The sequence below is a fragment of the Arthrobacter mobilis genome (assembly GCF_012395835.1).
Lineage (GTDB): Bacteria > Actinomycetota > Actinomycetes > Actinomycetales > Micrococcaceae > Crystallibacter > Crystallibacter mobilis.
In genome coordinates this window covers 91,723-115,548 of sequence record NZ_JAAZSQ010000012.1, presented here as the reverse complement: position 1 = coordinate 115,548, position 23,826 = coordinate 91,723, and the positions used below count along the sequence as shown (strand labels likewise).

Genomic DNA, 23,826 nt, shown 5'->3' with positions numbered 1-23,826 from the left:
ACGGCCCGCCCGACGCCCGGCACACGGCGGCAGCAGCCCGGGATTTGCCCGTCCTGCTACCCGGAGGCCGCCGGGCGGAGCCGCTGTCCACCGATGGGGGTTGGGGTAGGTTTTAGGCGTACCTTGCCAACTGTTCGGAGGGGACAGCATGCCGCGATGTATTCCGGAGCGGCCCGGGTTCGGGCCGGACAGGCACGCCGAACGGGACGTCTGGGAGGCATTGGAACGCCAGCTTCCGCCGGACGCCATCCTGATGCACTCGGTGGGTGTGAACGAAAACGGGCGGGAACGGGAAATCGACCTGCTGGTGCTGTGGCCACACGTGGGGATCGCTGCCATCGAGGTCAAGGGCGGCCGGGTCAGCTACGAGGCCGGGCGCTGGTACCAGCAGGGAAACAGCAACAAATATCCGCTGCAGGACCCGGTCACCCAAGTCCAGGACGCGCGCCATATGCTCCAGCGCTATCTCGGCGCCCATCTCGGGCTGCGCAACGAGGCCCGCTTCGCCCACCTGCTCGCCTTGCCCTGCACCTCCGTCCCGCGGGACTGGGAAATCCCCGGCTGCAGCCGGTCCATGGTCATTGCCCGGGAAGATCTGGACCGCGCGGCGGAAGCGGTCCGCGGCGCGCTTAACGCCTCCGGCGACGGTGACGGTGACATCAGCCAGGAATCGCTGGAGCGGATGACCGCCGAAATCCTGCGGGCACTGCCGGCCGCAGCCGGCCTGCCGCAGCCGGCCGCGGAGCATGAAGCCATCGCGGACCAGCTGACCCGGGACCAGGGCCGGACCCTGAATCTGCTCCGCTATCAGAAACGCGCGAAGATCATCGGCGGGGCCGGCAGCGGCAAGACCTGGCTGGCCTTGGAGCAGACGCGCCGCCTGGCCAAGGCGGGCAAGCGTGTGGCGCTGCTGTGTTACGGCCGGGGCCTGTCCCGCTACTTCGCCCGCGTAACCGGCAACTGGAAACCGCACGAACGCCCCGCGCATGTGGGGATGTTCCATGACCTGCCGCTGCGCTGGGGAGCGCACCACCCGCTGGATCCGCGGATGCTCACCGACGACTACTACAACCGCCAGCTGCCGCGGACGCTGATGCGCCGGGCCCGGCGGCAGGACAAGTCGGAGCTGTTCGACGCGATCGTGGTGGACGAGGGCCAGGACTTCGAATCCGTCTGGTGGGAGGCAATCCTGCTCTGCTTGAAGGATCCGGCGGAGGGCGGCCTGTTCGTCTTCTCCGATGACAGCCAGCGGATCTTCAACCGCAAGGGCAACCCGCCGGTGTCCTCGGACCCGTTCGTACTCGGTGAAAACGTCCGCAACACCAAACAGATCGCCGCCTTGTGCGGATCCCTGTCCGGGGAGCTGACCCGGCCCCGCGGACTCTCCGGCGCCAAGGTCCGCCTGGTCGAGGCGCCGGTGGCGGAGTCCACCGGCCGGGCCGACGACGCCGTTGCGCACCTGACCAGCGTCGAAGGCTGGGCGCCTGGGCAGGTGGCTCTGCTGACCACCAAGCGCAATCACCCGGAACAGCAGCAGATCATCGACCGGTACGGCTGGGACGGGTACTGGGATTCGTTCCTCGCAGCGGATTCGGTGTTCTACGGCAACGTGCTTGGCTTCAAGGGCCTGGAACGCCCGGTGGTGGTCCTGGCGGTCAACGGCTTCGGGGATCTGGCCCGGGCCCGCGAAATCCTGTACGCCGGGCTGTCCCGGGCCCGCAGCCTGCTGGTGGTTGCCGGCCCGCGGCAGTTGCTGGAGGAGGTCGGCGGTCCCGCGGTCGCCCGCCGGCTCGGCGACGCCGAGAGCTGGGACCCTCCACGCTGAGTGGGCCACGAGGGACCCGCAGGAGAGCGGCCCGGGCTCGGTCCTGAGCGCCCGTAGGTTGGGCAGCCGCTGAATGCTCAGCGGCCGACGAACTCCGGCTTCTGCTTGGCTACGAACGCCTTGGTCCCGATGCGCGAGTCCTCCGTGCCCGCGGCCCGGCCGAAGGCGGCCCGCTCAACCAGCAGGCCTTCCGCCGTCGGCAGCCCGGCGGCGGCATCCACGGTGCGCTTGGCATTGGCGACGGCGGCAGCAGACTTGGCCGCAATTTCCCGGCAGGTCGCCGCGGCGGCGTCGAGCATGTCGTCCTTGCTCGCGAACACCGCATTCACCAGGCCGATCCGGTGCGCTTCCTGCGCGGGGATGTTCCGTCCGGTGTAGATCAGTTCCTTGGCCATGGCCGGACCCACCAGCTGGGGAAGCCGGACGGTGCCGCCGAAGCCGGGAATCAGCCCCAGCCCCACCTCGGGCAGCCCGAACCTGGCATTCTCGGTGGCGTAGATGAAGTCGCAGGCCATCGCCAGCTCCAGCCCGCCGCCGAGGGCGTAGCCGTTCACGCAGGCGATAACCGGCAGGCCCAGCGTCTCCAGCATCCGGGTGAAATCCTGCATGGCGGCGCTGTGGGCCTCGGCCTCCGCCGGAGTCATCTCCGCCAGTTCGCGGATATCGGCACCGGCGGCAAAGGCCTTCTCCCCGGCGCCGGTGATCAGGATGCTGCGCACCTCGGCGCCCTCCTCCGAACGCACGTCGGCCACGAACTGGCGCAGGTCCGCGATCACCTGCGCATTCAGGGCATTGAGGGCGTCCGGGCGGTTGATGACCACCGTGGCCAGCTCGCCCAGGCATTCAAGGGTGATGGTCTCGTAGCTCTTCTCCACGGTGGTTCCCCTCCTGGATCGGTCCCAAATCCCTCCCATCATGCCACGGCAGGGGCAGTACTCAGCAGGGCGACGGCGTCCGCCACCTGCTGCCGCCCGCCGGCCACGTGCCAGCGGTAGCCGTTGACGTCGACGACGGCGCTGTCCCCGCCTGCCGCCTCGACCAGGGCCAGGCCGGGCAACCAGTCCCATTCCGGCAGTCCCTGCTGGAACCAAACCCCGAAGATCCCGGCTGAGGTCGCCGCCAGCTCGCAGGAGGCCGAGCCCCAGCTGCGGTAGGTGGCCGCCCCGAGCACCGCCGCCAAGTAGGGCTGCGCCGCTGCGTCGTCGCGCAGATAGGTGTGGTGCAGATAGACGGAGGCGCAGCTTTGTGCCAGCGGGGCCGACACCGCCTGGCCCGCCGGCACGCCGTTCCGCGTGGTGGGCAGGTTCTGGCCGCCGAGCCAGAGCGCATCCTCGGCCGGGTGGTAAATGGCGCCCAGCCGCACGCCGCCGTCGTCCTTCAGGGCCAGCGCCGAGCACCAGTAGCTGCCGCCGGTGAAGAAGTTGTAGGTGCCGTCCACCGGATCGATCACCCAGGTCCGGCCCGAGCTGCCCTCGTGGCTGGAACCTTCCTCGCCGAGGATGGAGTCCTCCGGCCGCAGCCGGCGCAAGGTGTCCACCACCAGCTGCTCGGCGGCGTGGTCGGCGGCCGTGACGACGTCCGAGATGCTGGTCTTCTCCTCGAAGGTGGTGACGCCGGTCCGCATGCGGGCCGCCAGTGCGCCGGCGGAGCGGACCAGCCAGGCAGCCAGGGCGGTGTCGTCGAGGGAGTCCGGAGCGGTTCCGTCCGGGGATACGGCGGTGATCATGGACACCAGCGTAGTGCCCGAGGGGCCCGAATCGAGCGCAGCGAGGTTTGGGAGGGCCCGAATCGAGCGCAGCGAGGTTTGGGAGGGCACGAAGCGCTATCCGGCGAGGGACCCGGCGACTGGTCATCCGTACAGAACCGCCCGGTCCGAACCGTGGCCGAGCACATACCGCCGCCGCCGGCTCCCCGCTAGCGTTCAATGAGGAAGGCCCCGGGCCGGCAGTCATCACGGAAGCACCACGAAAGGCAGCATTTATATGGACGCTCTCTGCGTCGAAGACTGGAAGGTTCTCACCGGGCGGCAGGTCCAGATCAAAAAAGACGGCCGGATCGTCCGTACCGGACGCGTGGACACTGTCACCAAGGCTGCGAACGCGCTGTGGCTGGCCAGCCATGGACCCCACCTGCGGACCCTGTTCGAGAAGGCGGAAGGCTATACGGCCTGGCCGGTGGCGGAGGAGCCGGAGGCCGTCGGCCAGTAGCTGTCCGGGGGCGGCCTTCCCTCCGGCGGCCCTGCTCGCGCCGGACTTAGCCAATTCTTAGATAACCCACACCCTCTGCCCACGTTCAGCCCCGAAACTGGCTGTGTGCCGCCCGCAAGGCCCCAGCGGGCGGCATCCAACTGAAAGCAGAGGTCCACATGAATACCCATACCAAACCCCCGCTTCCGGCAGTCCGCGCAGTTTCCCTGGTTTGTCCTGGCTACCGCCATCGTGGTGGTGGTCGCCGCTGGTGCCGCCGGCGTATGGTTCACGCACATCGAGCCCATGCTTGAGCGGCTCCTCGGCGCGGTCTAGGGACGGCGGCGGGTAGGATCAAGCCAGCATGCACCCGGTGCGGCGGCGCCGGGCCGGGTGCACCCGATTCCAGCCCCGACCCGTGGAAACGAGGCATTCGATGCAGAATGTCAACGTGCAGCCCCGGCCGCCGCGCCAGCCCGGCTACGCGCGCCGGAGCAGTTTCTCCGCCTGGCCCCTGCGCACCAAGCTGCTGCTGGCCACCTTGGCCCTGCTGGCTGCCATGTCCGCCACCGTCGGCCTGATCGGCTACGGGGCCATGAACGTCTATCTGTCCGGACAGCTGGACCAGCAGCTGGAAGAAGCCTCCAACCGGGCCATCCACTTCGGCCTGCTTTTCCACGGGGCGGACGAAACTCCCCCGGACCCGCTCGCGGCCCCGGCCCAAGGTGCCGGCACCCTCAATGCCCGCATCAGCGACGGCGAGTTCTGGCGGGCCGGGCTGCTGACACCTGCCGGGCACCGGCAGGATCTGCCCGAGGAGGACGTACAGCAGCTGGGCAGCCTGGCGGTGGGGGCGCCGCCGGTCGACCGCACCTTGTCGGTGGGCAGCTACCGCCTGATTGCGCGTGCCGATGAGGAGGACGAAAGCGTCATCATCACCGGACTTCCCCTGGCGGGGAAGGACAGGACGCTGGCGTCGCTGACCACGACGACGGCGGCCGTGTCGCTGGCGGGGCTGGCCGCCACCGGGCTGCTGGGCCTGGTCATCATCCGCCGGACGCTGCGTCCGCTGGAGGACCTGTCCGCTGTGGCCACCCGGGTCTCGAAGCTTCCGCTGGACCAGGGCGACGTGGCCCTGTCCGTGCGGGTTCCCCCGGCCGCCGCGCAGCCGGTCACCGAAGTCGGCCGCCTGGGCCATGCCTTCAACCTCATGCTGGACAATGTCGCTGGCGCCCTGGGTGCACGCCGGCGCATCGAAACCCAGCTCCGCCGCTTTGTCGCCGATGCCAGCCACGAGCTCCGGACGCCGCTGGCGACGATCCGCGGCTACGCGGAGCTGATCCGGTTCACCCAGCCGCTGGCTCCGGACGGGCGGCTGTACCTGGAACGGGTCGAGTCCGAGTCGCTGCGGATGACCGCCCTGGTCGAGGACCTGCTGCTGCTGGCCCGGCTGGATGAAGGACATCCGCCGCAGGAGGAGGACGTGGACCTGACCCAGCTGGTGGTCGAATCCGTCAGCGACGCCCAGGCCGCAGCACCGGCGCATACCTGGCGGGTCCAGCTGCCGGACGAACCGGTGACCGTGCGCGGGGACGAACGCCAGCTGCGGCAGGTGCTGATCAACCTGCTGGCCAACGCGCACCGGCACACCGGTCCCGGCACCACCGTGGTGGCCGCCCTGCGCCGGGAAGCCGGGGCCGGCGCCGTCGTCACGGTGACCGACGATGGCCCCGGCATTGCCCCGGACCTGATGGACAGGATTTTTTCCCGCTTCACCCAGGGCGATCCGGCCCGGTCGGACAGCGGCAGCCACGGCCTGGGCCTGTCCATCGCCGACGCGATCGTGGCCGCCCACGGCGGCCGCATCGGCGTCAGCAGCAGGCCGGGCAGGACGGAATTCACCGTCCGCCTCCCGGCGGCCGGTCCTGCCTGCCAACCGGACCCCGTCCCGGATACGCTGTGAGCAGTATGCCCGTACCTTGTGCCCGCAACGGCACCGCGACAGCGGAAGGAAAGCGCATGACCGAGCCTCCGGCCCAGGCCCTGACCGACCATCTGCCCCGGCTGCGCCGTCCGGACGGCACCCCGGTGCGCGCCCTGGTCGTGGACGACGAACCGCGGCTGACTGAACTGGTCAGCCTGGGCCTGCGGCTGGCCGGCTGGGAAGTGGCCACGGCCGGAGACGGCGCCGCGGCGGTCCAGCGGGCCCGCGAGTTCCACCCCGACGTGCTGGTCCTCGACATCATGATGCCCCTGCTCGACGGCGTCGAAGTGCTGGCCAGGATCCGCTCGTTCGCGCCGAACGTGCCGGCGCTTTTCCTCACGGCCAAGGACGCGGTCTCGGACCGCATCGCCGGCCTGACGGCCGGGGCCGATGACTATGTCACCAAGCCGTTCAGCCTGGAGGAAGTGCTGCTGAGGCTGCACCGGCTGGTCCAGCGCTCCGGTGCAGCGGCCGACAGCTCGGTGCTGGTGGTCGGCGACCTGGTGCTGAACCTGGACACGCATGAAGCCAGCCGTGGCGGCGAGCAGATCCAGGTCACCGCCACGCAGTTCGAACTGCTCCGGTTCCTGATGGAGAATCCGCGCCGCGTGCTGAGCAAGGCCCAGATCCTGGACCGGGTCTGGGCCTACGATTTCGGCGGCCAGTCCAACATTGTGGAGCTGTACATCTCCTACCTGCGCAAGAAGATCGACGCCGGCCGGGAGCCGATGATCCACACCGTGCGCGGCGCCGGCTACATCCTCAAGCCCGCGGAACCGGCCTGAGTCCATTGCGGAAATAGTCAGCTGGCTTAGGATTTAAGGGCGTGCACGCATGGTTCCGTTCAACCCCGAGGAGAACAACATGAGCAGTGCCCCGAACCACAACGAACTGCCGCTGCCGGACTATGACCATTTGCCGCTGGGCACCCTGCCGTCGCGGATCAGCGGCCTGGACGAGCAAGGCGTGGCGGCACTGCTCGAGTACGAAACCCAGCATGGCAACCGGCTGCCGGTGGTGCAGGTGCTCCAGGAGCGGCTGGACGCTCTGCGCCAGGGAGCCACCCCCAGTGGCAGCGTGCAACAGGATACGCCCGAGGTCAGCCAGGGCCATGCCGGTTCCAAGGTCTCGCCGGCCACGTCCGGCCCCCCGATGAATCCCCCCTCGCACGGGGATCCCACCAACCCCGCCCAGCCGCGCTGAGCCGCGCGCTTCACTGCCGGTCCGGCGGCCGTTCCCCGTAGTAGCGGGCCAGCCACCGGCACAGGCCGTCCAGGCCCGGAAAGAGCACGCGTTCGGTCACGTTGGCCTGGTCCAGGTGGTCGCGGACCCGCCACTTGAGCTCCGCCGGAACCACAACCTTCCGGAACAGCTCCGGGTGGCGGGCCAGCCAGTCGCCCAGGCTGGCCCGCGGGTCGGTCATGACGGAGAACACTGCCGCCTGGTTGGCGATGCGTGCATCCAGTGACGGAGGCTCGAAGAAAACCGGAACGCTGTTGCCTTCGGCATCGTGCAAGGTGTCGAACTCTTCCAGGGTGGCTGCGGCGCGGGAGAGCATCTCGACGGTGAAGAGCCCGGAGCCGCTGGCCTCGGTTTCGTCCCGCAGCACCTCCGGCAGCAGCCGGTGGGCGGCAGCGTAGTCCACGCACCACACCACCCCGGGTTCGTCATAGAGCGCCAGGTCCGCAGTGGCGAAGTGCAGGGCGACATAGGGCGAGTGCGTCCAGTCCAGCAGGCGGGTGGGCAGCCCGTGATGCTGGGCCACGCTGAGCCAGTTCCAGTCCGAATCGCCCGGGGAGGCGTCCCGGTGCGCGTACTTGCGCAGGTTCCGCAGGATATGCGGCTCGATGTCGGCGCTCGAGTCGCCGCGCAGCCGGAACAGCCCGGTGTCGAGGCCGTGGTTCTCGGAGCCCAGGCCCCGGTAGGCCACCCGCGGCCGCACGTCGGCCCCGGAAGGCTGCCAGGTCTCCAGCGTGAGCTCCTCGATGAGGGCCAGCACGTTCCGGCTGCCCCCGCCGTCCTTGTTCACCGGTTTTTCAGCTGCTCCCCTCTTTGCGTTCCCGGCCAGGTGCCTAGGACCAGGACAGGCGCCGCCGGATTCCGGTGAGCACGTTTTCCGGACGCTGCATCTCGCCGTGCTTGGCCCCGAGCACAATCGTGGTGCCGGCGAAGACCGGGATGGCCCACTGCAGGCACTTCAGCTGCATCTGCGCCGCCTTCAGTTCGTCCGAGGCCGTCGGTGACGGCTCGGTGGCACCCTCGGCGCCTTCCTCGGCCAGTTTGCCCACCTTCTTTCCCAACAGGCCGGCGTAGAAGGTCACGCCGGCCCCGGCCAGCGTGACCGCGGCCTTGATCAGCGAATCCCGGGCGACCCCGTGCTGGGCGAGCTCCCGCTCCTTGTTGCCCATTTTCAGGGCCAGTCCGGCCATCACATGCAGCCCCAGGGCGGCAGCCTGGACCGGCGCCCACCGCATCCAGCCGATGGTGGACAGCGAGGCCCGCTCCACCGGATCCTTGGCCTGGGCAGCGGCGCCGTTGAGCCCGATGGCGCCCATCAGCGATCCGCCGAACCAGGCGGCGGCGGTGAGGTCATGGATCGAGCGGGCGAAAAGGTTGCTGGACATTGGTTTTCCTCCGTTGATCGTGGCGGTTGGTTTCTTAGCTGGCGCCGCGCGCCAGGGCCTGGTCGACGGCGGCGGCAATCCCGCCGCCGTCGGGCTGTCCGTGGCCGGGCAGCAGGGTCCGGGCGCCGGTGGCGGCCAAAGCCGACAGTGAGGCCAGGGCCGTGCGGGTGTCGGCCGTCGCCGCGGCCGAAACAATGTGCGGGCCGGTGAACCCGGTGTAGGGATCCAGGGTGACCAGGGCGTCCCCGGTGATGACGGCGCCGCGGTCGGGAAAGTGCAGCGCGCAGTGCCCGTCCGTATGCCCGGGAGTGTGGATGACGACGGGCCGGCCCGGCAGGTCGGCAGCTTCCCCGGCCCGCAGCACCGCGACATTGTGCACGCCCCTGACGTTCAGCGCCCCGGCCAGGGCCATCCGGCCCAGCAACGGGATGCAGGCCGGGTACCGCACCGGGTAGAGGAGCCGGTTCCGTTCATGCCGGTAGCGGTATGGATGCGCGGCAATATATGCGTCACCGGGATGGACGTAGATGGTCACCCCGAATTCCTGCTGCAGCCTGGCCGCGAAGCCCACGTGATCGAAGTGTGCATGCGTGAGCACCAGCGCGGCGACGGCGCCAGGCTCATGGCCAAGCTTCCTCAGCGCCGCACCCATGGGCCTCCACATGGCGGGCAGCCCGGCGTCGACCAGCATGAACCTGTCGCCGTCCTCGACGATGTAGCAGTTCACGTTGGCCTGTTCGAACAGGTGGATTCCCGCTGCGACGTTTTCGTAAAGCATTGCTTCCCCCTGCCATGCCGGGCTGCTCTGGACCGTCCGGCCCCGGCTACTCCTTGTGCAGCTTGTCCTGGACGGCGCCCGCTGTCTTTTCCACCAGGTTCGGCAGCTCGGTGGTGCCGAAGAAGCGGGCGTCCGGGTGGGTGGGCGGCGGCATGGGCGCCGATGTGGTCGGGCCGTCCGCGTAGCTGAATTCACCCTTGCCGTCCGGGGTGGGGCCCCCGGCCCAGGAGCCTTCGGCGGCCGCCGCCCCGTCCGAGAAGTTCAGGTACTGGTAGGCGACCTCGCGCTTTTCCTTGTTCAGCGGGAAATTGCTGGGCACCGGCAGGTCTTCGGCGCCCTCCTCCCGCAGTTCCTGGGCGGCGGCGATCCACTGGTTCTGGTGCATGGTGTCCCGGGCCAGCAGGAAGGAAAGCATGTCCCGGACCCCGTGGTCGTCGGTCATGTGGTAGAGCCGGGCCACCTGGAGCCGGCCCTGCATCTCGGCGTTGGCGTTGGCAGTGAAGTCCGCCAGCAAGTTCCCGCTGGCGGTGACATAGCTGCCCTGCCACGGATTACCGTTGCTGTCCACCGGCCGCACCCCGGCACCGGCCACGATGGCCGCCTGCACGTCGGTCCCGCCGATGACCGCGGCGACCGTGGGATCGGACTGGACCGCGTCGTCGGTAATGCCCAGGGGCGCCTTTTCCAGCAACTGGGCCACCATGGTGGCCAGCATTTCGACATGGCCGAATTCCTCGGCCCCGATGCCGAACAGCATGTCGCGGTACTTGCCGGGCATATGCGCGTTCCAGGCCTGGAAGCTGTACTGCATGGCCACGGTGATTTCCCCGTACTGGCCGCCGATCACTTCCTGGAGTTTCCGGGCAAAGACCGCGTCGGGCTTGTCCGGCGTGGCGTTGTACTGAAGTTCCTGCTTGTGGAAAAACACGGAAAAGTTCCCCTCGGTTGGAGGGGCCCGGTGCCGCTGGTGGCCTGCCCGCCTGTCTGGGCTGGCCGGCGGCCGGACCCGGTTCTCCGACGCTACCCACTGGTTGTGGGCAAGGGAAGGACCTCCAGCAAATTTAATAAGTTTGCTTAGCTATTTGCCAGCAACCGCCTCGACACCTCCCCTCCGCCTGCCTACGATGGTTCACATTTCCGCCTGCCGGAACCGGCGGCGGGGTCCGCGGCTGCCCGTGCACCGGGTGCGGCGGACGCAGACGCCGTCCGCCGCCAGTTGTAACCGTCAAAGGAGCGCCGCATGAGGACGTTCGGGATCGAAGAGGAGTTCCTGCTGGTCGACCCCGCCACCGGCATGGCGGCGCCGGTCGTCGGCGAGCTGCTCAGCCGGATGGACGCAACCGGTTCCGCAGAGGCCGCGGTACGGCTCGTCCATGAATTCAAGCAGGAGCAGATCGAGGCCGTCACCGGCGTCCATACCGAGCTGGCCGGCCTGGCCCGGGCGATCAGAGAAGGCAGGGCGCAGGCCGACACCCTGGCCCGGGAAGCCGGCGTGCGCGTGGCTGCCCTGGGCGCGGCGCCGCTGGCCACCGAGTCCCGGACCGTGCCTGCGGCCCGCTGCGAAGCCCTGCAGGAGCGCTTCGCCCTCACCGCCGTCGAACAGCTCACCTGCGGATACCACATCCATGTGGGGGTCGACTCGCCGGCAGAGGGTGTGGCCGTGCTCGACCGGATCCGGAACTGGCTGCCCGTGCTGGCCGCACTGGGCGCCAACTCGCCGTTCTGGCGCGGGGTCGACACCGGCTATGCCGGCTACCGGACCCAGCTGTGGGGCCGCTGGCCCTCCACGGGCCCGCTGGATTTGCTCGGCTCCCCCGAGGCCTACCGCGCCCTGGTGGGCCAGCTTCTGCGGACCGGCGTTCCGCTCGACGAAGCCATGCTGTACTTCGATGCCCGGCTGTCCCGAAGCCACCCGACGGTGGAAATCCGTGTCAGTGACGTCTGCCTCCGGGCCGGTGACGCCGTCCTGATCGCCGCCCTCGCCAGGGCGCTGGTCGAGACCGCCGCGGCGCAGTGGCGCGCCGGTATCCCGCCCGCCCCGACGCCCACGGCAACCCTGCGGCTGGCCATGTGGCAGGCCAGCCGGAGCGGCCTGGAGGCCAATCTGCTGTGCCCGGTAGCGAACGAACCTGTTCCTGCCGCCAAGGCGCTCGCCACGCTGCTGGACCACGTACGCGACGCGCTGCGCCGCCACGGGGATGAAGAACGCGTTGAGGACCTGCTGACCGAACTGGTTTCCCGTGGAACAGGAGCCGAACAGCAGCGCCGGACCGCCCGCGGCTCAGGCAGCGTCGAGGCAGCGGTGGCCGAAGCCGTCCGGCTTACCCACCAGGATTAAGCTGCCGGAGCCACGCGGCGACTTGGCGTGCGGCGGGCCGGATCAGCGCCGGCCGCGGTGCGGGCCCCGGCCGCCGCCCTTCCGCCCGGCGGAACCGCCCGGCCTGCCCTTGCCGCTGCCGCCCCTGGGGCCGCCGGCCTGGCCCTTGCCGGCCTTCGCACCCGCCCCCTGGCCCGCGCCGTCGTTCCCGGCCCGCTTGCCGCCCTTCCGGCGCTGCTGTTCCTGCTGCACGGAAGGCTGCCGGGAACTGTGCGCGGTCCGGCCACGGACAATGCCGATAAATTCCTCGATGGTCTCGTCGGTGCGCCCGCTCAGCCAGGCCAGGCCAATCTGCGTCGGCTCGGCCCCGGCCAGCGGCTTGTAGACCACGTCCTTGCGGTTGTAGAGCCTGGCCACCGACATCGGCAGGATCATCACGCCGGCACCGGAGGCCACCACTTCGATGCCCGTCCTGGCCCCGCCCATTTCCTCGGGATCCAGGAAGTTCTCCCCGGCCAGCTCGGCCAGCGGGACCTCGTCGTCGTACAGCGCCACGTCGTGTTCCCGGGGCGCAACCACCACCGGCAGCTCCTTGTACAGCGGGATCAGGTCCAGGCCCTCGCGGTCCACCGGCAGGCGGACAAAGCTCATGTCCGCGCGGCCGTCGCGCAGGATCTGCAGCTGCTCGACCTCGCTGCACTCGAAGACGGTCAGCGGGATGTCCGGCAGCCGCTCCTGCCAGCGCCTGGTCCATTTTCCGGGGGTGACGCCGGGGACGAAGCCAACCGTCAGGGACCGTAAGGCGGGCTGTTCCTGGTCCATCTGCACTTGACCACACTAACGCAGCTGCCCGGGCATTCGGCGGCCGGCACCTATCCGCCTCCCCCTCCTCGCTTCGCTCGGAGCGGGACCCTCGGCGGTAGCGCCTATCCGGTTCCCACCGCTCGCAAGCTCGCGCCGGGACCCTCACCGGATAGGCTGGTTCCATGACCAGCGAGAAACCGTCCCAGACCATGAAGCCGGCCACGGCCGCCAAGAAACTGGGCATCTACCTGCCTGCCGCCCCGCAGGAGTTCCAGGACAAGCCGATCTCGCGTGCCGAGTTCAATGAGCTGCAGTCCAACCCGCCGGCCTGGCTGTCCGAACTGCGGCGCAACGGCCCGCATCCGCGGCCCGAAGTGGCGCGCAAGCTCAATGTTTCGATCAGCGGCTTGGCCCGCGGGGGCATCACCGAGCCCCTGACGACGGCGGAGATCACCGAACTGCTGCAGAATCCCCCGGCCTGGCTGGTCGCCGAGCGCGCCACCCAGGCGGCCGTCCGCGCTGAGGCGCAGCGGGTGAAGGAGAAGGAGAAGGAACAGGAAAAGGCAGCGCAGAAGGAGCGGTAGGTCCGCTTCGCCGCTCCCGGTCCGGCAGTCCGTGCCCCGGAAGCGCGCCCCCCCGTTCCCCCGTCCCTCCCCTGCACCTCCCCCGAAATGGGAATCTGCTCCCGGTTTGAACCGGGAGCAGATTCCCATTTCGGGGTTTTCTGGATTTCCTGGCGTTTTCAGGGGCCAGGAAAAAGTGCGGACGGGTCAGTCCTGGTGCAGCTGGACGAGGTTGCCGCAGCCGTCGTCGAACACCGCCGCCATCGCGCCGGCAGGATCCGGGGCCGGTTCGCTGGTGAACTTCACGCCCGCGGCGGACAGGCGCTCGTACTCGGCCTGCACATCCTCCACGCCGAAGACAATGGCGGGCAGGCCGGCGTCGTATACGCCTTTCCGGTAAGCCTCGCCGATGGGATTGTCGCTGGGTTCGAGCAGCAGGCCGGTGTCCTGCCCTTCCTCCCGTGACTTCACAATGAACAGGTTGTACTCAGGCATCGCCACCAGCTCACCGAACCCGAGCGTCCCGGTGTAGAACTTGAACGCCTCGGCCGGATCCTGGACGTGGATGCTGCACATTTTGATACGCATGCACTGAACAGTACCGCCCCGCCGGTGCAGGCGGCGCAAAATATCCTCCCCCGGCTTGACGCGCCGGCCGCTGCCGACTGCGTAAAGTCGGTAACCGGAAGCATTGGCCCGCAACCACAGGACGCGACGGGGGAACGCGATGTCTTGGGACGACCTTTTCTGGCTGCCGGCCGCCGTCTCCGGCGGCCTGTTCACCGTACTGCTGGCCGCCGGGACACTCGTGAGCGTGCTCCGCAGCGAATCCCACGACCGCGCCGCCAAGGCGGCCTGGGCCGCCGTCGTCCTCCTGGCCCCGGTCCTCGGGCCGGTGCTGTGGCTGGCCCTCCTAGGGAGCCGGCCCTCCAGATGCTAAAGTTCACAATCCCAAGCATGCTGACGATAGGAGTCTTGGTGAAAACGCCTGATCCGCGCGGTCCGCTGAGCTCCGCCCTGCTTGACGCGCTCGGTTCCGCACCCGCCGCAGCGCCCGGGCTGCCGGCCCTGGCGGAGGCTGCCGGCACCGCCTTGGAGCAGACCGCAGACATCTTCCGCGACGAGGATGTGCAGCTGGCCCTCTTCTGCCTCTACGAACTGCATTACACCGGCCTGGACGGCGTGGACGCGGGCTGGGAATGGCATCCTGGCCTGCTCGCCGTCCGGGTGCGGCTCGAGCAGGCCTACGAGGCGGCCCTGCGCCGGCTGGTTCGGCTTCCGGAGCCGCCCCAGGCAACATCCGCAGCGGTGGCCGATGCGCTCTTCACCCTCACCGGGAACGACGACGGGCCCAGCGTGTCGAGGTTCGTCGCCGCGTCGGCGACCCGGGAGCAGCTGCAGGAGTTCCTCGTCCACCGCTCGATCTACCAGCTTAAGGAGGCCGACCCGCACAGCTGGGCCATTCCCCGGCTCACCGGCCGGGCCAAGGCTGCGCTGGTGGAAATCCAGGCGGACGAGTACGGCGGCGGCCGGGCGCACCGCATGCACTCGACCCTGTTCGCCGGCACGCTGCGCGGCGTGGGGCTGGAGGACTCCTACGGAGCCTACATCGACCACATTCCGGCCGTTACGCTGGCGGCGCTGAACATGATGTCCCTGTTCGGCCTCAACCGCCGCCTGCGCGGTGCCATCGTCGGACATCTGGCCGCCTTCGAGATGACCTCCTCCATCCCCAACCGCTTCTATGCCCGCGGCGTACGCCGCCTCGGTTACGGCGACGACGTGGCCCTGTACTTCGACGAGCACGTGGAAGCCGACGCCGTGCACGAGCAGATTGCTGCCCGGGACATGGCCGGTGGACTGGCCGAGGCCAGCCCGGAGCTGGTCCCGGACATTCTCTTCGGAACCGCTGCCTGCCTAGCCATGGACGCGATGGTGGGCGGGCATCAGCTGGCGGCGTGGCAGAACGGGACCAGCTCGCTGCGGCTGCCCCTGCCCGAACCGGTGGGATCCGCCACGATATGAGCGGCCACGCCGGCGGCCTGCCGGAGCTCGCCGATGCGGAGTACATCCTGCCGCTGCGCTGGAGCTCGGACGCCGGGCTGGAGGAACTGACCGGTTACCTGCGCACGCTCAGCCGGTGGATCCGCGTGCGGGTGGTGGACGGCTCCCCGCCGGAGCTCTTCGCCCGGCACTCCGCCGCCTGGCAGGGCATCGCCGAGCACTGCGCCCCGGCGCCTTGGCCGGGACGCAACGGCAAGGTGGCCGGCGTCATGACCGGCGTCATGCAGGCGCGCGCCCCGTACCTGGTGCTGGCCGACGACGACGTCCGGTACACCCTGCCGGCCCTGCGGCGCGCCGTCGGCCTGCTGGCCGGGGCCGAGATCGTCAGGCCGCAGAACTACTTCACGCCGCTGCCGTGGCATGCCCGCTGGGACACCGCCCGCACCCTGCTCAACCGTGCCTTCGGCTCGGACTTCCCGGGCACCTTGGCCGTGCGGCGCGCGGCGCTGCTCGCGGCTGGCGGCTACGACGGGGACGTATTGTTCGAGAACCTGGAACTGATCCGCACAATGACGGCAGCCGGCGGACGGGAAGTGCGCGCCGACGACCTGTTCGTCGCCCGGATTCCCCCGGCCGCCGCGCACTTCAGGGGCCAGCGCGTCCGGCAGGCCTACGACTCCTTGGCCCAGCCGGGCCGGTTGCTGGCGGAACTGGCCCTGCTGCCGCTCATCGGCTGGTCGCTGCGCCGCCCTGCCCGCTGGCTTCCCCTCGCGGGCGCAGCCTGCCTGCTGGCCGAACTCGGCCGGCGGCGGTGCGGCGGTGCCGCCGTCTTCCCGCCGACGGCACCGCTGTGGGCGCCGGCCTGGCTGCTGGAACGGGCCGTCTGCAGCTGGCTGGCGGTGGCGTTGCGGCTCACCGGCGGAGTCCGCTACGCCGGCAGCCGGATGCCGCGTGCCGGCACGTCCCCGGCGCGGCTGCGGCGCCGCTTCGCCTCGCCGGAACCACCGGCCCCGCCTGTCCGGCCCCGGCAGCCGGCGGAACCACGACAAGGAGCCTGACATGGAACCCGACCGCAAGTCCGCGGACAACGCCATCATCGCCTGCCCGAACGGGCCGCTGCTGCTGCGCGGCGACGTCGAAATCCTCACCCCCGACGGCGACCCGGTGCCGCGGAACCGCAAGACCGTGGCCCTGTGCCGCTGCGGCGCATCCTCGATCAAGCCCTACTGCGACGGTACGCACAAGGCCATTGGGTTCCGCGCATAAAGCCTTGCCGGTCGGGGTATATGCCTCCTGAAGCCTGCACGCGGGACGCTCCGGGACCCCGGAATGCGGATGTCCCGTCCGCGGGCCAGAGGAGGCGCACCATGACTTTCTGGAAGCTGGGTTCCAGACGGGCGGCAGCTGTCCGGCTGGCTGCCGCCGGCAGCGTGCTGCTGCTGGCCCCTGGCTGCTCCGCGCTGAATCCTGGCAGCGACGAAGCGGCCGCCATGGCCGGCCGGTTCCACCAGCTGCTTGCCTCCGGCGACAGTGCCGCCGCATGCGAACTGCTGGCCCCGGGGACCATCGAGGAGCTTGAGAGCGGCGATCCGGGCAGCTGCGCCGGCAAGCTCTCCGGCCTGGGCCTCGCCACGGCCTCGAAGGTTCTGGAGGGCCGGGCCTATGGGCGCGAGGCGCAGGTGAAGCTGGACGGCGACACCGTCTTCCTGACCCGCTCCGGGGACCGGTGGGTGGTCACGGCCGCCGGCTGCGCCAGCCGCGGCGAGCGGCCGTACGACTGCGAAGTAAAGGGGCACTGACGATGCGCTGGGCATTCTGGCTGTGCCTGGGGACCCTCGCCGTGGGCCTGGCCTACACGCTCGTGATCGGGGTGCTGGCGCGATGAAGCACAATCCGCTGGTCACCAACGGCCTGAGCATCGCCTTCGGCCTGCTCTTCCTGGCCTCGCTCATCGGACAGGCTTTCTCCGGTCTGGCCTACTTCAACGAACAGCAGGTCAGCGCCAACCTGGAGGAGATCAGCTTCCTGCAGTATGTGACCTCCTCGACGTTCGCCGTGGACGTGACCGAGAACTGGCAGTCCGAGTACCTGCAGTTCCTGCTCTTCATCGTGCTGACCGTCTGGCTGGTCCAGCGAGGTTCCCCCGAATCCAAGGAAATCGAAAGGCGCGGCGCCGAATCGGACGAGGACCAGCTGATCGGCCGGCACGCGAAACCGGAATCACCGGCGTGGGCCAGGGCCGGCGGCCTGAAGACCGCCCTGTATTCGAACTCTCTGGGCCTGGTCATGGGGACGGTTTTCGTCCTGTCCTGGCTCGCCCAGTCGGTGACCGGCTTCTCCGCCTATGCGGCCGACCAGCTGACCAACCTGCAGGATCCGGGTACCTGGGGCGAATACCTGGGCTCGGCCGAATTTTGGAACCGGACCCTGCAGAACTGGCAGTCCGAGTTCCTGGCCGTGCTGTCCATGGTGATCCTCTCCGTCTACCTGCGCCAGCGCGGCTCGCCCGAGTCCAAGCCGGTGGGCGCGCCGCACGGCGAAACGTCGGTGGAGGGCTGACGCGTCCGCGCTGCGAGAATATGCGGGAGACCAACTGCCGTTTGGAAAGGACACCATGGCCTCCGCACACGATTCCCGCAGCATCCTGCTGGTCAACGGCCCCAACCTCAACCTGCTGGGCACCCGCGAGCCGCACCTGTACGGGTCGACCACCCTGGCCGACGTCGAGCGCCTGGTGACCGAAGCGGCCGCCGCCCACGGCATCAGCGTCAGCTGCGTCCAGAGCAACCATGAGGGGGTACTGATCGACGCCATCCACGAGGCACGGGGCCGGGACATCGGCATCATCATCAACCCCGGTGCCTTCACCCACACCTCCGTGGCCCTGCACGATGCGCTGGCGGCCGTGGAAGTCCCGGCCGTGGAAGTGCACATCACCAACATTCACCGGCGCGAGGCCTTCCGCCACCACTCGTACGTTTCCCCGGTCGCGGAAGTGGTGATCGCCGGCGCCGGACCCCGCGGCTACCTGATGGCCGTCGACCACCTGGCGCACCGCTGAGGCTCCGGTCCCGGCCCACTACGCCCAGGAGAGCGATGGCGGGGTGAACGTTGTCGAAATCCGGGAGACCGATCAGCACGACGCCTGGTTCAACGACAATGTCAGGCCCAACCTGCCGGTGGAGGTCACGCCGGAGAAAAACGAGCTGATGAACAAGGTGACAGCCTAGCAACCGCCACCCTTCAGGCGGCTGGCTTCTTCCACGGCCACCGCGGCGAGGCTTCCTGCGGCGCCCCGGGCTAAGTCGAACAGGCCCGTGAGCAGGGGGACGAACACCAGCCGGAACCGCCGCCGCTCCCCCGCCCCTGTTTCCGGCATGCGCCCTGCTTCCGTTGACGGTGACGCTTCGCCCCTGCCTGTCAGCGCCGTCCCAAAAACCGGAAATACTGCCCCTCATGACGCCGGCCTGGCCGGTGCCCTTTCCGGACGGCATACTGGCGCCATGGAGCAGATGCGCGCGACGGCCCGTGGAGAGTTCCGGGAGCAGGTCCGGGGGAAGCAGACGCCTGGAACGGCACAGGGCCGGGCCGGCAGCCGCGGCAGATCTGCCCGCCTGGCCACGGCCGCGCTGCTGTCGTCTCTGTTGCTGCCCGCCTGCTCGGGTCCGGAGAGCGCCGAAGCGCCGGCAACCTGCGAGACCCCCGCGGGAGCCAGGACGCTGGACGTGGACCACGGTGACAGCCCCGAAACGCCCTGGCCAAAGCCCGACGGCGAGGAACTGTTGGTCTATTTCGAGACGTCCGGCCTGTCCGAACGTTATGCCCGGATGGTGGAAGAAGCGGCCGGGATCTGGTCCGGGAGCCCCTGCCTGAATGCGGTCGCCGTGCCCGCATGCCCGGCAGAGGGCAATTGCGTGGCAGTGGAAGAGGAATACTCCGGCGGCGGCCGGAACACTGACGGCGAGTTCACCGGCTGGGACAGCGGCGGCGTCCGCGAGGGCGGGAGGATCACGCTGTACACCCGGCTGCTGGACGAGACCAGTGACAACGGTGCCTTGGCGACCGTTGTCCATGAACTGGGCCACGCCCTGGGCCTGGTCCACCGGAAGGACGGCAGCGATGTCATGAACGCTTTCACCGACGACGGCACCGACCCCGTGCCGGACAGCACCAACTTTTACAATCTGGCCGTCATCTACGATGCAGACGCCTGACGGCGGGGCCAGATGATGATGTGCGGGCGGACCAGGTTTGCACCGCCCTTCGGACTTTCCCTTGCCGGGAGCAGACAAACCGGGCTCCGGAAGGTACTTTGGGCCGCGTACCCCCGGCACAGCAGGAAGCAGCCTGAGCATGATCGAAGTCGAGCCCGAGTACCTCTACCTCTCCTATCGGATGACATACCGCCGGAAGCCGGACGCGGTGAATTTCCCGGAGGACTACCCGATGACCTGGGAGGTGGACGTCTCGGCGGACGTGTTCGAGGACGATGACTCCGACGGCCAGGAGATGGAGATTGGCCGCGCGGTCGTGCACGTCATCCCGGCGGCCGGGGACATCGACCTGCTCGAGACCCTGGATGCGGTCGACCAGGAAGCGGCAGGCTTCGCGGAGGTGCTCGAGCTGCACCCGCAGGTGCTGGAGGAGTCCGGGCTGGGCTTCTTCGGCGGGGACCTGATGATCCTCTCGACCCTAGAGATCAAGCCCGGGTTCCGCGGCCAAAAGCTCGGGCATGCGGTCCTGGAGTCTATCCACGCCACGGTCGGGCGCAACTGTCCGCTGATCATCCTGCGCGCCTCTCCCCTGCCCGGCAGCGGCCGGGAGGAGCCGCCGGCCGGCTCCCCGGCGAAGACGGCGCTGCAGGGCTACTGGGAGGAGTACGGCTTCGCACTCCTCGACGGCGACTACATGGTCTACTACGGACACCCGGAGGACGGGCCGGGGGACCTCGACCACGAGGATGAGGACCCGGGCCGGGAACGGGAGCTTGTGATCCTGGCGGAGGCGGCACAGCACGGGTACTGGGCCGAGCAGGGAATGGACCAGGCCGACGGCGGCGGGGACCCCGGTCCCGGGCTGGCTGCCCGGTCCGAGGGCTACAGCCAGGCCGAGGTGGAGGCAGCCGCGGCCATCGCCGCCACGAGCCCTGTCGGGGCCGCCGACCCGGGCTGGACACTCCCGGGTGCACGGGCGCGGGCCCGGGAAGCCGGGATGACCGTGACCGAGTGGACCACTGCCAACCGGCTGGCCCGGGACTTCCTGGAAACGGTGGCAACCCTCGACTCCGAAGGCAAAACAGCCGCAGAAATCGCGCAGGTGACCGGGGTGGCGCAGCCGGACGTCGAGAAGGTGCTGACCGGGCTGAAGAAAACCTGAAGCGATCCCGCATGCCCGCAACCGGAACCGGCTGCGATCCGGCCGCTGGCGCGGGACCCTGAGGCATCGATGAGCAGCAGTCCGTGCACCTGTGCAGGGTCAGCCGGAGCCAAGCTCGCCTAGTTCGACGTACAGTTCCCGGCCGGTCTCCACCTGGACGCGGAACCCGTGGGAGCCGGTCGGCCCGGCGGTCGCGAAGAAGAAGCCCTCCACGGTCTCCTGGGGTGCCAGCCGGGCCTGCGGTGTGTCGCTGCGCCCCTCGAATGCCACCGGCACGGCCTGGTCGAAGTCCCCGGTCACGTCCTCTCCCACGGGCCGGCCGGCCGGATCCGTCACCGTACCGGGGATCAGTCGTGCAGTGAGAACCTGGTCGAAGTCGGGGCTGGCCGTAATCCGGTGGGCGAGGTGGAGCTGTCCGGCGCGCCCGAAACAGAGGTAGGTCAGGTCCTGGTCCGGCGCGTGGCTTGCCGTGAGGTCGAGCTCCTGGAAGCACACGACGTTGCGGACCTCGGCGACCGCGCGGGCAATCGTTTGCCCCCCGCGCTCGAAATGGCCCTGGAAGATTTCGCCCTTGACCGAGGATCGTGCCGGGCCGCCTCCGCCCGGGTCGAGCTCGGTGATGGGAAACCTTTCCGGCTTGAACGTGTACAGGCCGTGGCCGTTGGTTTCACGGTCGGCCTGCAGCACCTCGGCCGCGGCGCCGTCGAAACCCACCTCAAGGATCACCTGAAAGTTGTGGGGACTTTGGAACATCGGCAGGTGCGATAGGTAAAGGGCATCCTCGCCAAACAGCAGCATGCCGTGGACGCCCATCGTGCCGTGCCCGCCATGGCCACCGTGCCCGCCGCCGTGCTCGTGCTGCCCAGGCATCTCATGCCTCCTCCGGGTCCTTGGCCGCCCGGATCGCCGAACCTGCGCCGGCCAGGTGCCGGTTGAGGGGCGGCCGTTGAAATTTCCTAACGGAAGCGCCCATCGTTTCGGCGTACAACCGGACACGAAAGAATCGCCATGGACGCTGCAGGGATCAGTTTTCATTGATCACGATATGACGGAACAGTAAGGGATAACCGTTACGGCACCGTTATTACCGCTTCGGCACGCCCTGAGCGGCCGTGGTGGCCGAAAGGCTCCCTATGGCCCCTGGATAGCTCGAACTCGCTGAAGGAGCCCGGTCAGGGCGCTTCCAGCACCATGTTCGAGACAGATCTCCCGCGCTTCCAACAGCGGCCGGTAGGATCGCGTCCATGGAATTCGTCGTGCTGTACAGCCTGCATGAGGGCGTCGAGCGCTCGCGCGTTCTGGAGACATACCACCGCCACCAGGCCTACTACGAAGCGTTTCGCGCCGACGGCGGCGGGCTCGTGGCTCTCGGCCCGTTCCAGACCCCCGATCCGGCCGCCGCATCGATGGGAATCTTCACTTCACGCCAGGACGCCGAACGTTTCATCGCCGGCGATCCGTTCATCACCGAGGGACTCGCAGAGCCGCGGATCCTCGAGTGGGACGTCGTGCGTTTCGAGTAGGCACGTGCGCTTCAGCCGGCTGCGGCACGGGTGGGCCCGCAGGGCGGGCCACGGAACTCACACCATATGCGGTGCCGGCCCAGGCCGGCGCCGGACATCTCGGACAGCCTGCAAATCCCGACCTCGCGCGGGGGCACATAGAAAGAACCCCGGAAAATCCTTGATTTTCCGGGGTTCTGCTGCGTGCGCGAGGGGGGATTTGAACCCCCACGCCCTTTCGGACACTGGCACCTGAAGCCAGCGCGTCTGCCGTTCCGCCACTCGCGCGCATCCGTTCCATCGGTTCCCGGACCATCGGGCCCAAACCCTGATCCGCGTTCCTCTCGAACAGCGAAATCAATACTAGCCTGAAAGTGCCCAAAAAACCTAAACGGACCCCAAACTGGCCAAAAGCCCCCGGATTTCCGCGGATTTACAGGCCCTGACGCGGCCACCCGGGCCCTTTGCCGGGAGATGGGCAACTGTGACCTTCGCCACTCGAGGGTGCGGTCGGCAACTTTCCCCTCATCGGATGCGTTTTCGATTAGGGCCTTTGGGAGGTCCCCCAAGTAGTATCGATAAAGACTTAAGTCCCAGGGACGCGTGTCTATGCACGTACCGTGATGCAAGGGCCGAGGAGAGGAGGCAGCCGGTGGGCCTGTTGGATAACGTTGAGCGCGGTATTGAGAAAATGGTCCGCAGCGCCTTCTCCGCCGGCGGCAAGGGGCAGGTGCAGCCGGTCGAGATCGCCAGCCGCCTGCGGCGCGAATTGGACACCCGGTCCATCACCTTGGACCAGGGACGCACCTTGGCCCCCAATGTCTTCACGGTCCGGCTGAGCGAGTCCGACTATGCCCTGGCCGAGCAGTGGGGGCCCACCCTGGCCGAGGAACTCTGCGACGTGGCGATCCGGCACGTCAACAGCCAGAAATACACCCTCCAGGGGCCCGTGCGCGTGTCCTTTGTGCGGGAACGGGAACTGAAGGCTGGCGAATTCGAGATGGATTCCGCCGTGGAGAAGTCCGGCGCGCCGGCCCCGCGGCCCCAGCACCCGGCGGCACCGGGCCGCCAGCCGGTCCAACTGACCCCGGTGCTCGAAATCGAGGGCCAGCGCTATTCGCTCAACGCCCCGTCGATCATTCTGGGCCGCTCCTCCGAGGCGGACATCCTGATCGAGGACCCGGGCGTCTCCCGCCGGCACCTGGAAATCCGCACCGCCGACGGCGTCACCACCGCGGTGGACCTCGGCTCCACGAACGGCAGCTACGTCAACGGGCAACGGGTCGAAGGACAGGAAGAACTCCAGGATGGTTCGGTGATCACGATGGGACGCACCCGGATCACGTTCCGCCTCATGCCCTCGGGGAACGGCGGACACGGATGAGCGACCTGGTAGTCACCGCCCTGCGCTTCGGCTTCCTGATCCTGCTGTGGATCATGATCCTGGGCGTTGTCACCGCCATGCGGCGGGATCTGGTGATCGGCGCCCGGAGCAAGACGGGAGCCCCGAGCGCCCGGCAGGTGCGCAAGCATCCGGAACTGGCGGCCGAGCAGGCGCCGGCGCCGCGGGTGCACGCCCGCAAGCTGGTGGTGCTCGAAGGTCCGCTGGCCGGCACCAGCCTGGACCTCGCGGCCAGCCCGATCCTGCTGGGCCGGGCCCAGGAGGCCACGCTTGTGCTCGAGGACGACTATGCCTCGGGCCGCCATGCCCGCCTGTTTCCGCAGGGCAGCCGCTGGTTCATCGAGGACCTGGGCTCTACCAACGGAACCTACCTGGGGGACACCCAGTTGACCCGCGCCCTGCCGGTGGAGCCCGGCGTGCCCATCAGGATCGGCAAGACGGTCATTGAATTGAGGCCGTAG

29 protein-coding genes and 1 tRNA gene are annotated in these 23,826 nt (G+C 69.0%); 20 read left to right on the top strand and 10 right to left on the bottom strand.

Annotation, left to right across the window (positions count from 1 at the left end; genetic code table 11):
* Positions 1 to 148 precede the first annotated feature (148 nt).
* On the top strand, positions 149 to 1,825 hold the full coding sequence (locus tag HGG74_RS13305; protein WP_168487059.1) for an NERD domain-containing protein: 1,677 nt from the start codon (positions 149 to 151) through the stop codon (positions 1,823 to 1,825).
* 77 nt (positions 1,826 to 1,902) lie between these two features.
* Here the strand turns inward: HGG74_RS13305 and HGG74_RS13300 are convergent, their stop codons facing one another.
* Complete coding sequence (locus tag HGG74_RS13300; protein ID WP_312856842.1) at positions 1,903 to 2,700, bottom strand: enoyl-CoA hydratase/isomerase family protein; 798 nt, start codon at positions 2,698 to 2,700, stop codon at positions 1,903 to 1,905.
* Between the two features lie 38 nt (positions 2,701 to 2,738).
* Positions 2,739 to 3,551, bottom strand: a complete 813-nt coding sequence (locus HGG74_RS13295; RefSeq protein WP_168487057.1) for an inositol monophosphatase family protein — start codon at positions 3,549 to 3,551, stop codon at positions 2,739 to 2,741.
* A gap of 256 nt (positions 3,552 to 3,807) precedes the next feature.
* On the opposite strand from HGG74_RS13295, the gene HGG74_RS13290 reads away from it, so the two are divergent.
* The 4 genes from HGG74_RS13290 to HGG74_RS13275 all read left to right on the top strand — a co-directional run bounded on the left by HGG74_RS13290 (position 3,808) and on the right by HGG74_RS13275 (position 7,198).
* Positions 3,808 to 4,032, top strand: a complete 225-nt coding sequence (locus HGG74_RS13290; RefSeq protein WP_168487055.1) for a hypothetical protein — start codon at positions 3,808 to 3,810, stop codon at positions 4,030 to 4,032.
* A gap of 415 nt (positions 4,033 to 4,447) precedes the next feature.
* On the top strand, positions 4,448 to 5,974 hold the full coding sequence (locus tag HGG74_RS13285; protein WP_168487053.1) for a sensor histidine kinase: 1,527 nt from the start codon (positions 4,448 to 4,450) through the stop codon (positions 5,972 to 5,974).
* A gap of 56 nt (positions 5,975 to 6,030) precedes the next feature.
* Positions 6,031 to 6,780 carry a response regulator transcription factor gene (locus HGG74_RS13280; protein WP_168487051.1) on the top strand — a complete coding sequence of 250 codons (750 nt, stop codon included), beginning with the start codon at positions 6,031 to 6,033 and terminating at the stop codon, positions 6,778 to 6,780.
* A 79-nt stretch (positions 6,781 to 6,859) separates the two neighbouring features.
* Positions 6,860 to 7,198, top strand: a complete 339-nt coding sequence (locus HGG74_RS13275; protein WP_168487049.1) for a DUF8129 domain-containing protein — start codon at positions 6,860 to 6,862, stop codon at positions 7,196 to 7,198.
* A 10-nt stretch (positions 7,199 to 7,208) separates the two neighbouring features.
* On the opposite strand, the gene HGG74_RS13270 is transcribed toward HGG74_RS13275, so the two are convergent.
* From HGG74_RS13270 to HGG74_RS13255, 4 genes are read right to left on the bottom strand one after another with little or no spacing between them, the layout of a single operon-like run.
* Positions 7,209 to 8,024, bottom strand: coding sequence for an FRG domain-containing protein (locus tag HGG74_RS13270; protein ID WP_168487047.1), 816 nt, complete (start codon positions 8,022 to 8,024; stop codon positions 7,209 to 7,211).
* A 43-nt stretch (positions 8,025 to 8,067) separates the two neighbouring features.
* Positions 8,068 to 8,619 (bottom strand): hypothetical protein, encoded by a 552-nt coding sequence (locus HGG74_RS13265; protein WP_168487045.1) that lies wholly within the window; start codon positions 8,617 to 8,619, stop codon positions 8,068 to 8,070.
* 34 nt (positions 8,620 to 8,653) lie between these two features.
* Positions 8,654 to 9,397, bottom strand: a complete 744-nt coding sequence (locus HGG74_RS13260; protein WP_168487043.1) for an MBL fold metallo-hydrolase — start codon at positions 9,395 to 9,397, stop codon at positions 8,654 to 8,656.
* Positions 9,398 to 9,443: 46 nt separating this feature from the next.
* Positions 9,444 to 10,325: a manganese catalase gene (locus tag HGG74_RS13255; protein ID WP_168487041.1), complete on the bottom strand. Its 882-nt coding sequence runs from the start codon at positions 10,323 to 10,325 to the stop codon at positions 9,444 to 9,446.
* Between the two features lie 312 nt (positions 10,326 to 10,637).
* Here HGG74_RS13255 and HGG74_RS13250 point away from each other — a divergent pair, with 312 nt between their 5' ends.
* Positions 10,638 to 11,735, top strand: coding sequence for a carboxylate-amine ligase (locus HGG74_RS13250; protein WP_168487039.1), 1,098 nt, complete (start codon positions 10,638 to 10,640; stop codon positions 11,733 to 11,735).
* Between the two features lie 42 nt (positions 11,736 to 11,777).
* Here the strand turns inward: HGG74_RS13250 and HGG74_RS13245 are convergent, their stop codons facing one another.
* The gene (locus tag HGG74_RS13245) at positions 11,778 to 12,536 is read right to left on the bottom strand and encodes a LysR family substrate-binding domain-containing protein (RefSeq protein WP_205761883.1); all 759 of its coding nucleotides are present in this window, start codon (positions 12,534 to 12,536) and stop codon (positions 11,778 to 11,780) included.
* Between the two features lie 164 nt (positions 12,537 to 12,700).
* Here HGG74_RS13245 and HGG74_RS13240 point away from each other — a divergent pair, with 164 nt between their 5' ends.
* A complete protein-coding gene (locus tag HGG74_RS13240) occupies positions 12,701 to 13,102 on the top strand; it encodes a DUF5997 family protein (protein ID WP_168487037.1) in 402 nt (133 codons plus the stop codon).
* A gap of 186 nt (positions 13,103 to 13,288) precedes the next feature.
* Here the strand turns inward: HGG74_RS13240 and HGG74_RS13235 are convergent, their stop codons facing one another.
* Complete coding sequence (locus HGG74_RS13235) at positions 13,289 to 13,669, bottom strand: VOC family protein (protein WP_168487035.1); 381 nt, start codon at positions 13,667 to 13,669, stop codon at positions 13,289 to 13,291.
* 139 nt (positions 13,670 to 13,808) lie between these two features.
* Here HGG74_RS13235 and HGG74_RS13230 point away from each other — a divergent pair, with 139 nt between their 5' ends.
* The 10 genes from HGG74_RS13230 (at position 13,809) to HGG74_RS13190 (ending at position 20,461) form a co-directional block, all read left to right on the top strand.
* Positions 13,809 to 14,021: a PLDc N-terminal domain-containing protein gene (locus HGG74_RS13230; RefSeq protein ID WP_168487033.1), complete on the top strand. Its 213-nt coding sequence runs from the start codon at positions 13,809 to 13,811 to the stop codon at positions 14,019 to 14,021.
* 38 nt (positions 14,022 to 14,059) lie between these two features.
* Positions 14,060 to 15,106, top strand: coding sequence for an iron-containing redox enzyme family protein (locus tag HGG74_RS13225; protein ID WP_312856841.1), 1,047 nt, complete (start codon positions 14,060 to 14,062; stop codon positions 15,104 to 15,106).
* Complete coding sequence (locus HGG74_RS13220; protein ID WP_246262882.1) at positions 15,103 to 16,143, top strand: glycosyltransferase family 2 protein; 1,041 nt, start codon at positions 15,103 to 15,105, stop codon at positions 16,141 to 16,143. Before HGG74_RS13225 ends, HGG74_RS13220 begins: the two co-directional genes overlap by 4 nt.
* Position 16,144: 1 nt before the next feature.
* Positions 16,145 to 16,351 carry a CDGSH iron-sulfur domain-containing protein gene (locus HGG74_RS13215; RefSeq protein ID WP_168487029.1) on the top strand — a complete coding sequence of 69 codons (207 nt, stop codon included), beginning with the start codon at positions 16,145 to 16,147 and terminating at the stop codon, positions 16,349 to 16,351.
* 101 nt (positions 16,352 to 16,452) lie between these two features.
* A complete protein-coding gene (locus HGG74_RS13210) occupies positions 16,453 to 16,884 on the top strand; it encodes a hypothetical protein (protein ID WP_168487027.1) in 432 nt (143 codons plus the stop codon).
* 82 nt (positions 16,885 to 16,966) lie between these two features.
* Complete coding sequence (locus HGG74_RS13205; protein ID WP_168487025.1) at positions 16,967 to 17,644, top strand: DUF6766 family protein; 678 nt, start codon at positions 16,967 to 16,969, stop codon at positions 17,642 to 17,644.
* A gap of 55 nt (positions 17,645 to 17,699) precedes the next feature.
* Positions 17,700 to 18,146, top strand: coding sequence for a type II 3-dehydroquinate dehydratase (gene aroQ / locus HGG74_RS13200; protein WP_168487023.1), 447 nt, complete (start codon positions 17,700 to 17,702; stop codon positions 18,144 to 18,146).
* Positions 18,147 to 18,189: 43 nt separating this feature from the next.
* Complete coding sequence (locus HGG74_RS21945; RefSeq protein ID WP_281356130.1) at positions 18,190 to 18,315, top strand: hypothetical protein; 126 nt, start codon at positions 18,190 to 18,192, stop codon at positions 18,313 to 18,315.
* 273 nt (positions 18,316 to 18,588) lie between these two features.
* Positions 18,589 to 19,299, top strand: coding sequence for a zinc metalloprotease (locus tag HGG74_RS13195; protein WP_168487021.1), 711 nt, complete (start codon positions 18,589 to 18,591; stop codon positions 19,297 to 19,299).
* Positions 19,300 to 19,438: 139 nt separating this feature from the next.
* Positions 19,439 to 20,461: a hypothetical protein gene (locus tag HGG74_RS13190; protein WP_168487019.1), complete on the top strand. Its 1,023-nt coding sequence runs from the start codon at positions 19,439 to 19,441 to the stop codon at positions 20,459 to 20,461.
* A gap of 99 nt (positions 20,462 to 20,560) precedes the next feature.
* Here the strand turns inward: HGG74_RS13190 and HGG74_RS13185 are convergent, their stop codons facing one another.
* Entirely contained in the window at positions 20,561 to 21,331 is a 771-nt protein-coding gene (locus tag HGG74_RS13185; protein ID WP_168487018.1) for a hypothetical protein, read from the bottom strand.
* Between the two features lie 374 nt (positions 21,332 to 21,705).
* On the opposite strand from HGG74_RS13185, the gene HGG74_RS13180 reads away from it, so the two are divergent.
* Positions 21,706 to 21,984, top strand: a complete 279-nt coding sequence (locus HGG74_RS13180) for a YciI family protein (RefSeq protein ID WP_168487016.1) — start codon at positions 21,706 to 21,708, stop codon at positions 21,982 to 21,984.
* Between the two features lie 184 nt (positions 21,985 to 22,168).
* Here the strand turns inward: HGG74_RS13180 and HGG74_RS13175 are convergent.
* Positions 22,169 to 22,251 (bottom strand) — tRNA-Leu (locus tag HGG74_RS13175).
* Positions 22,252 to 22,615: 364 nt separating this feature from the next.
* Here HGG74_RS13175 and HGG74_RS13170 point away from each other — a divergent pair.
* A complete protein-coding gene (locus HGG74_RS13170) occupies positions 22,616 to 23,347 on the top strand; it encodes an FHA domain-containing protein (RefSeq protein ID WP_168487014.1) in 732 nt (243 codons plus the stop codon).
* Entirely contained in the window at positions 23,344 to 23,826 is a 483-nt protein-coding gene (locus tag HGG74_RS13165) for an FHA domain-containing protein FhaB/FipA (RefSeq protein ID WP_168487012.1), read from the top strand. Before HGG74_RS13170 ends, HGG74_RS13165 begins: the two co-directional genes overlap by 4 nt.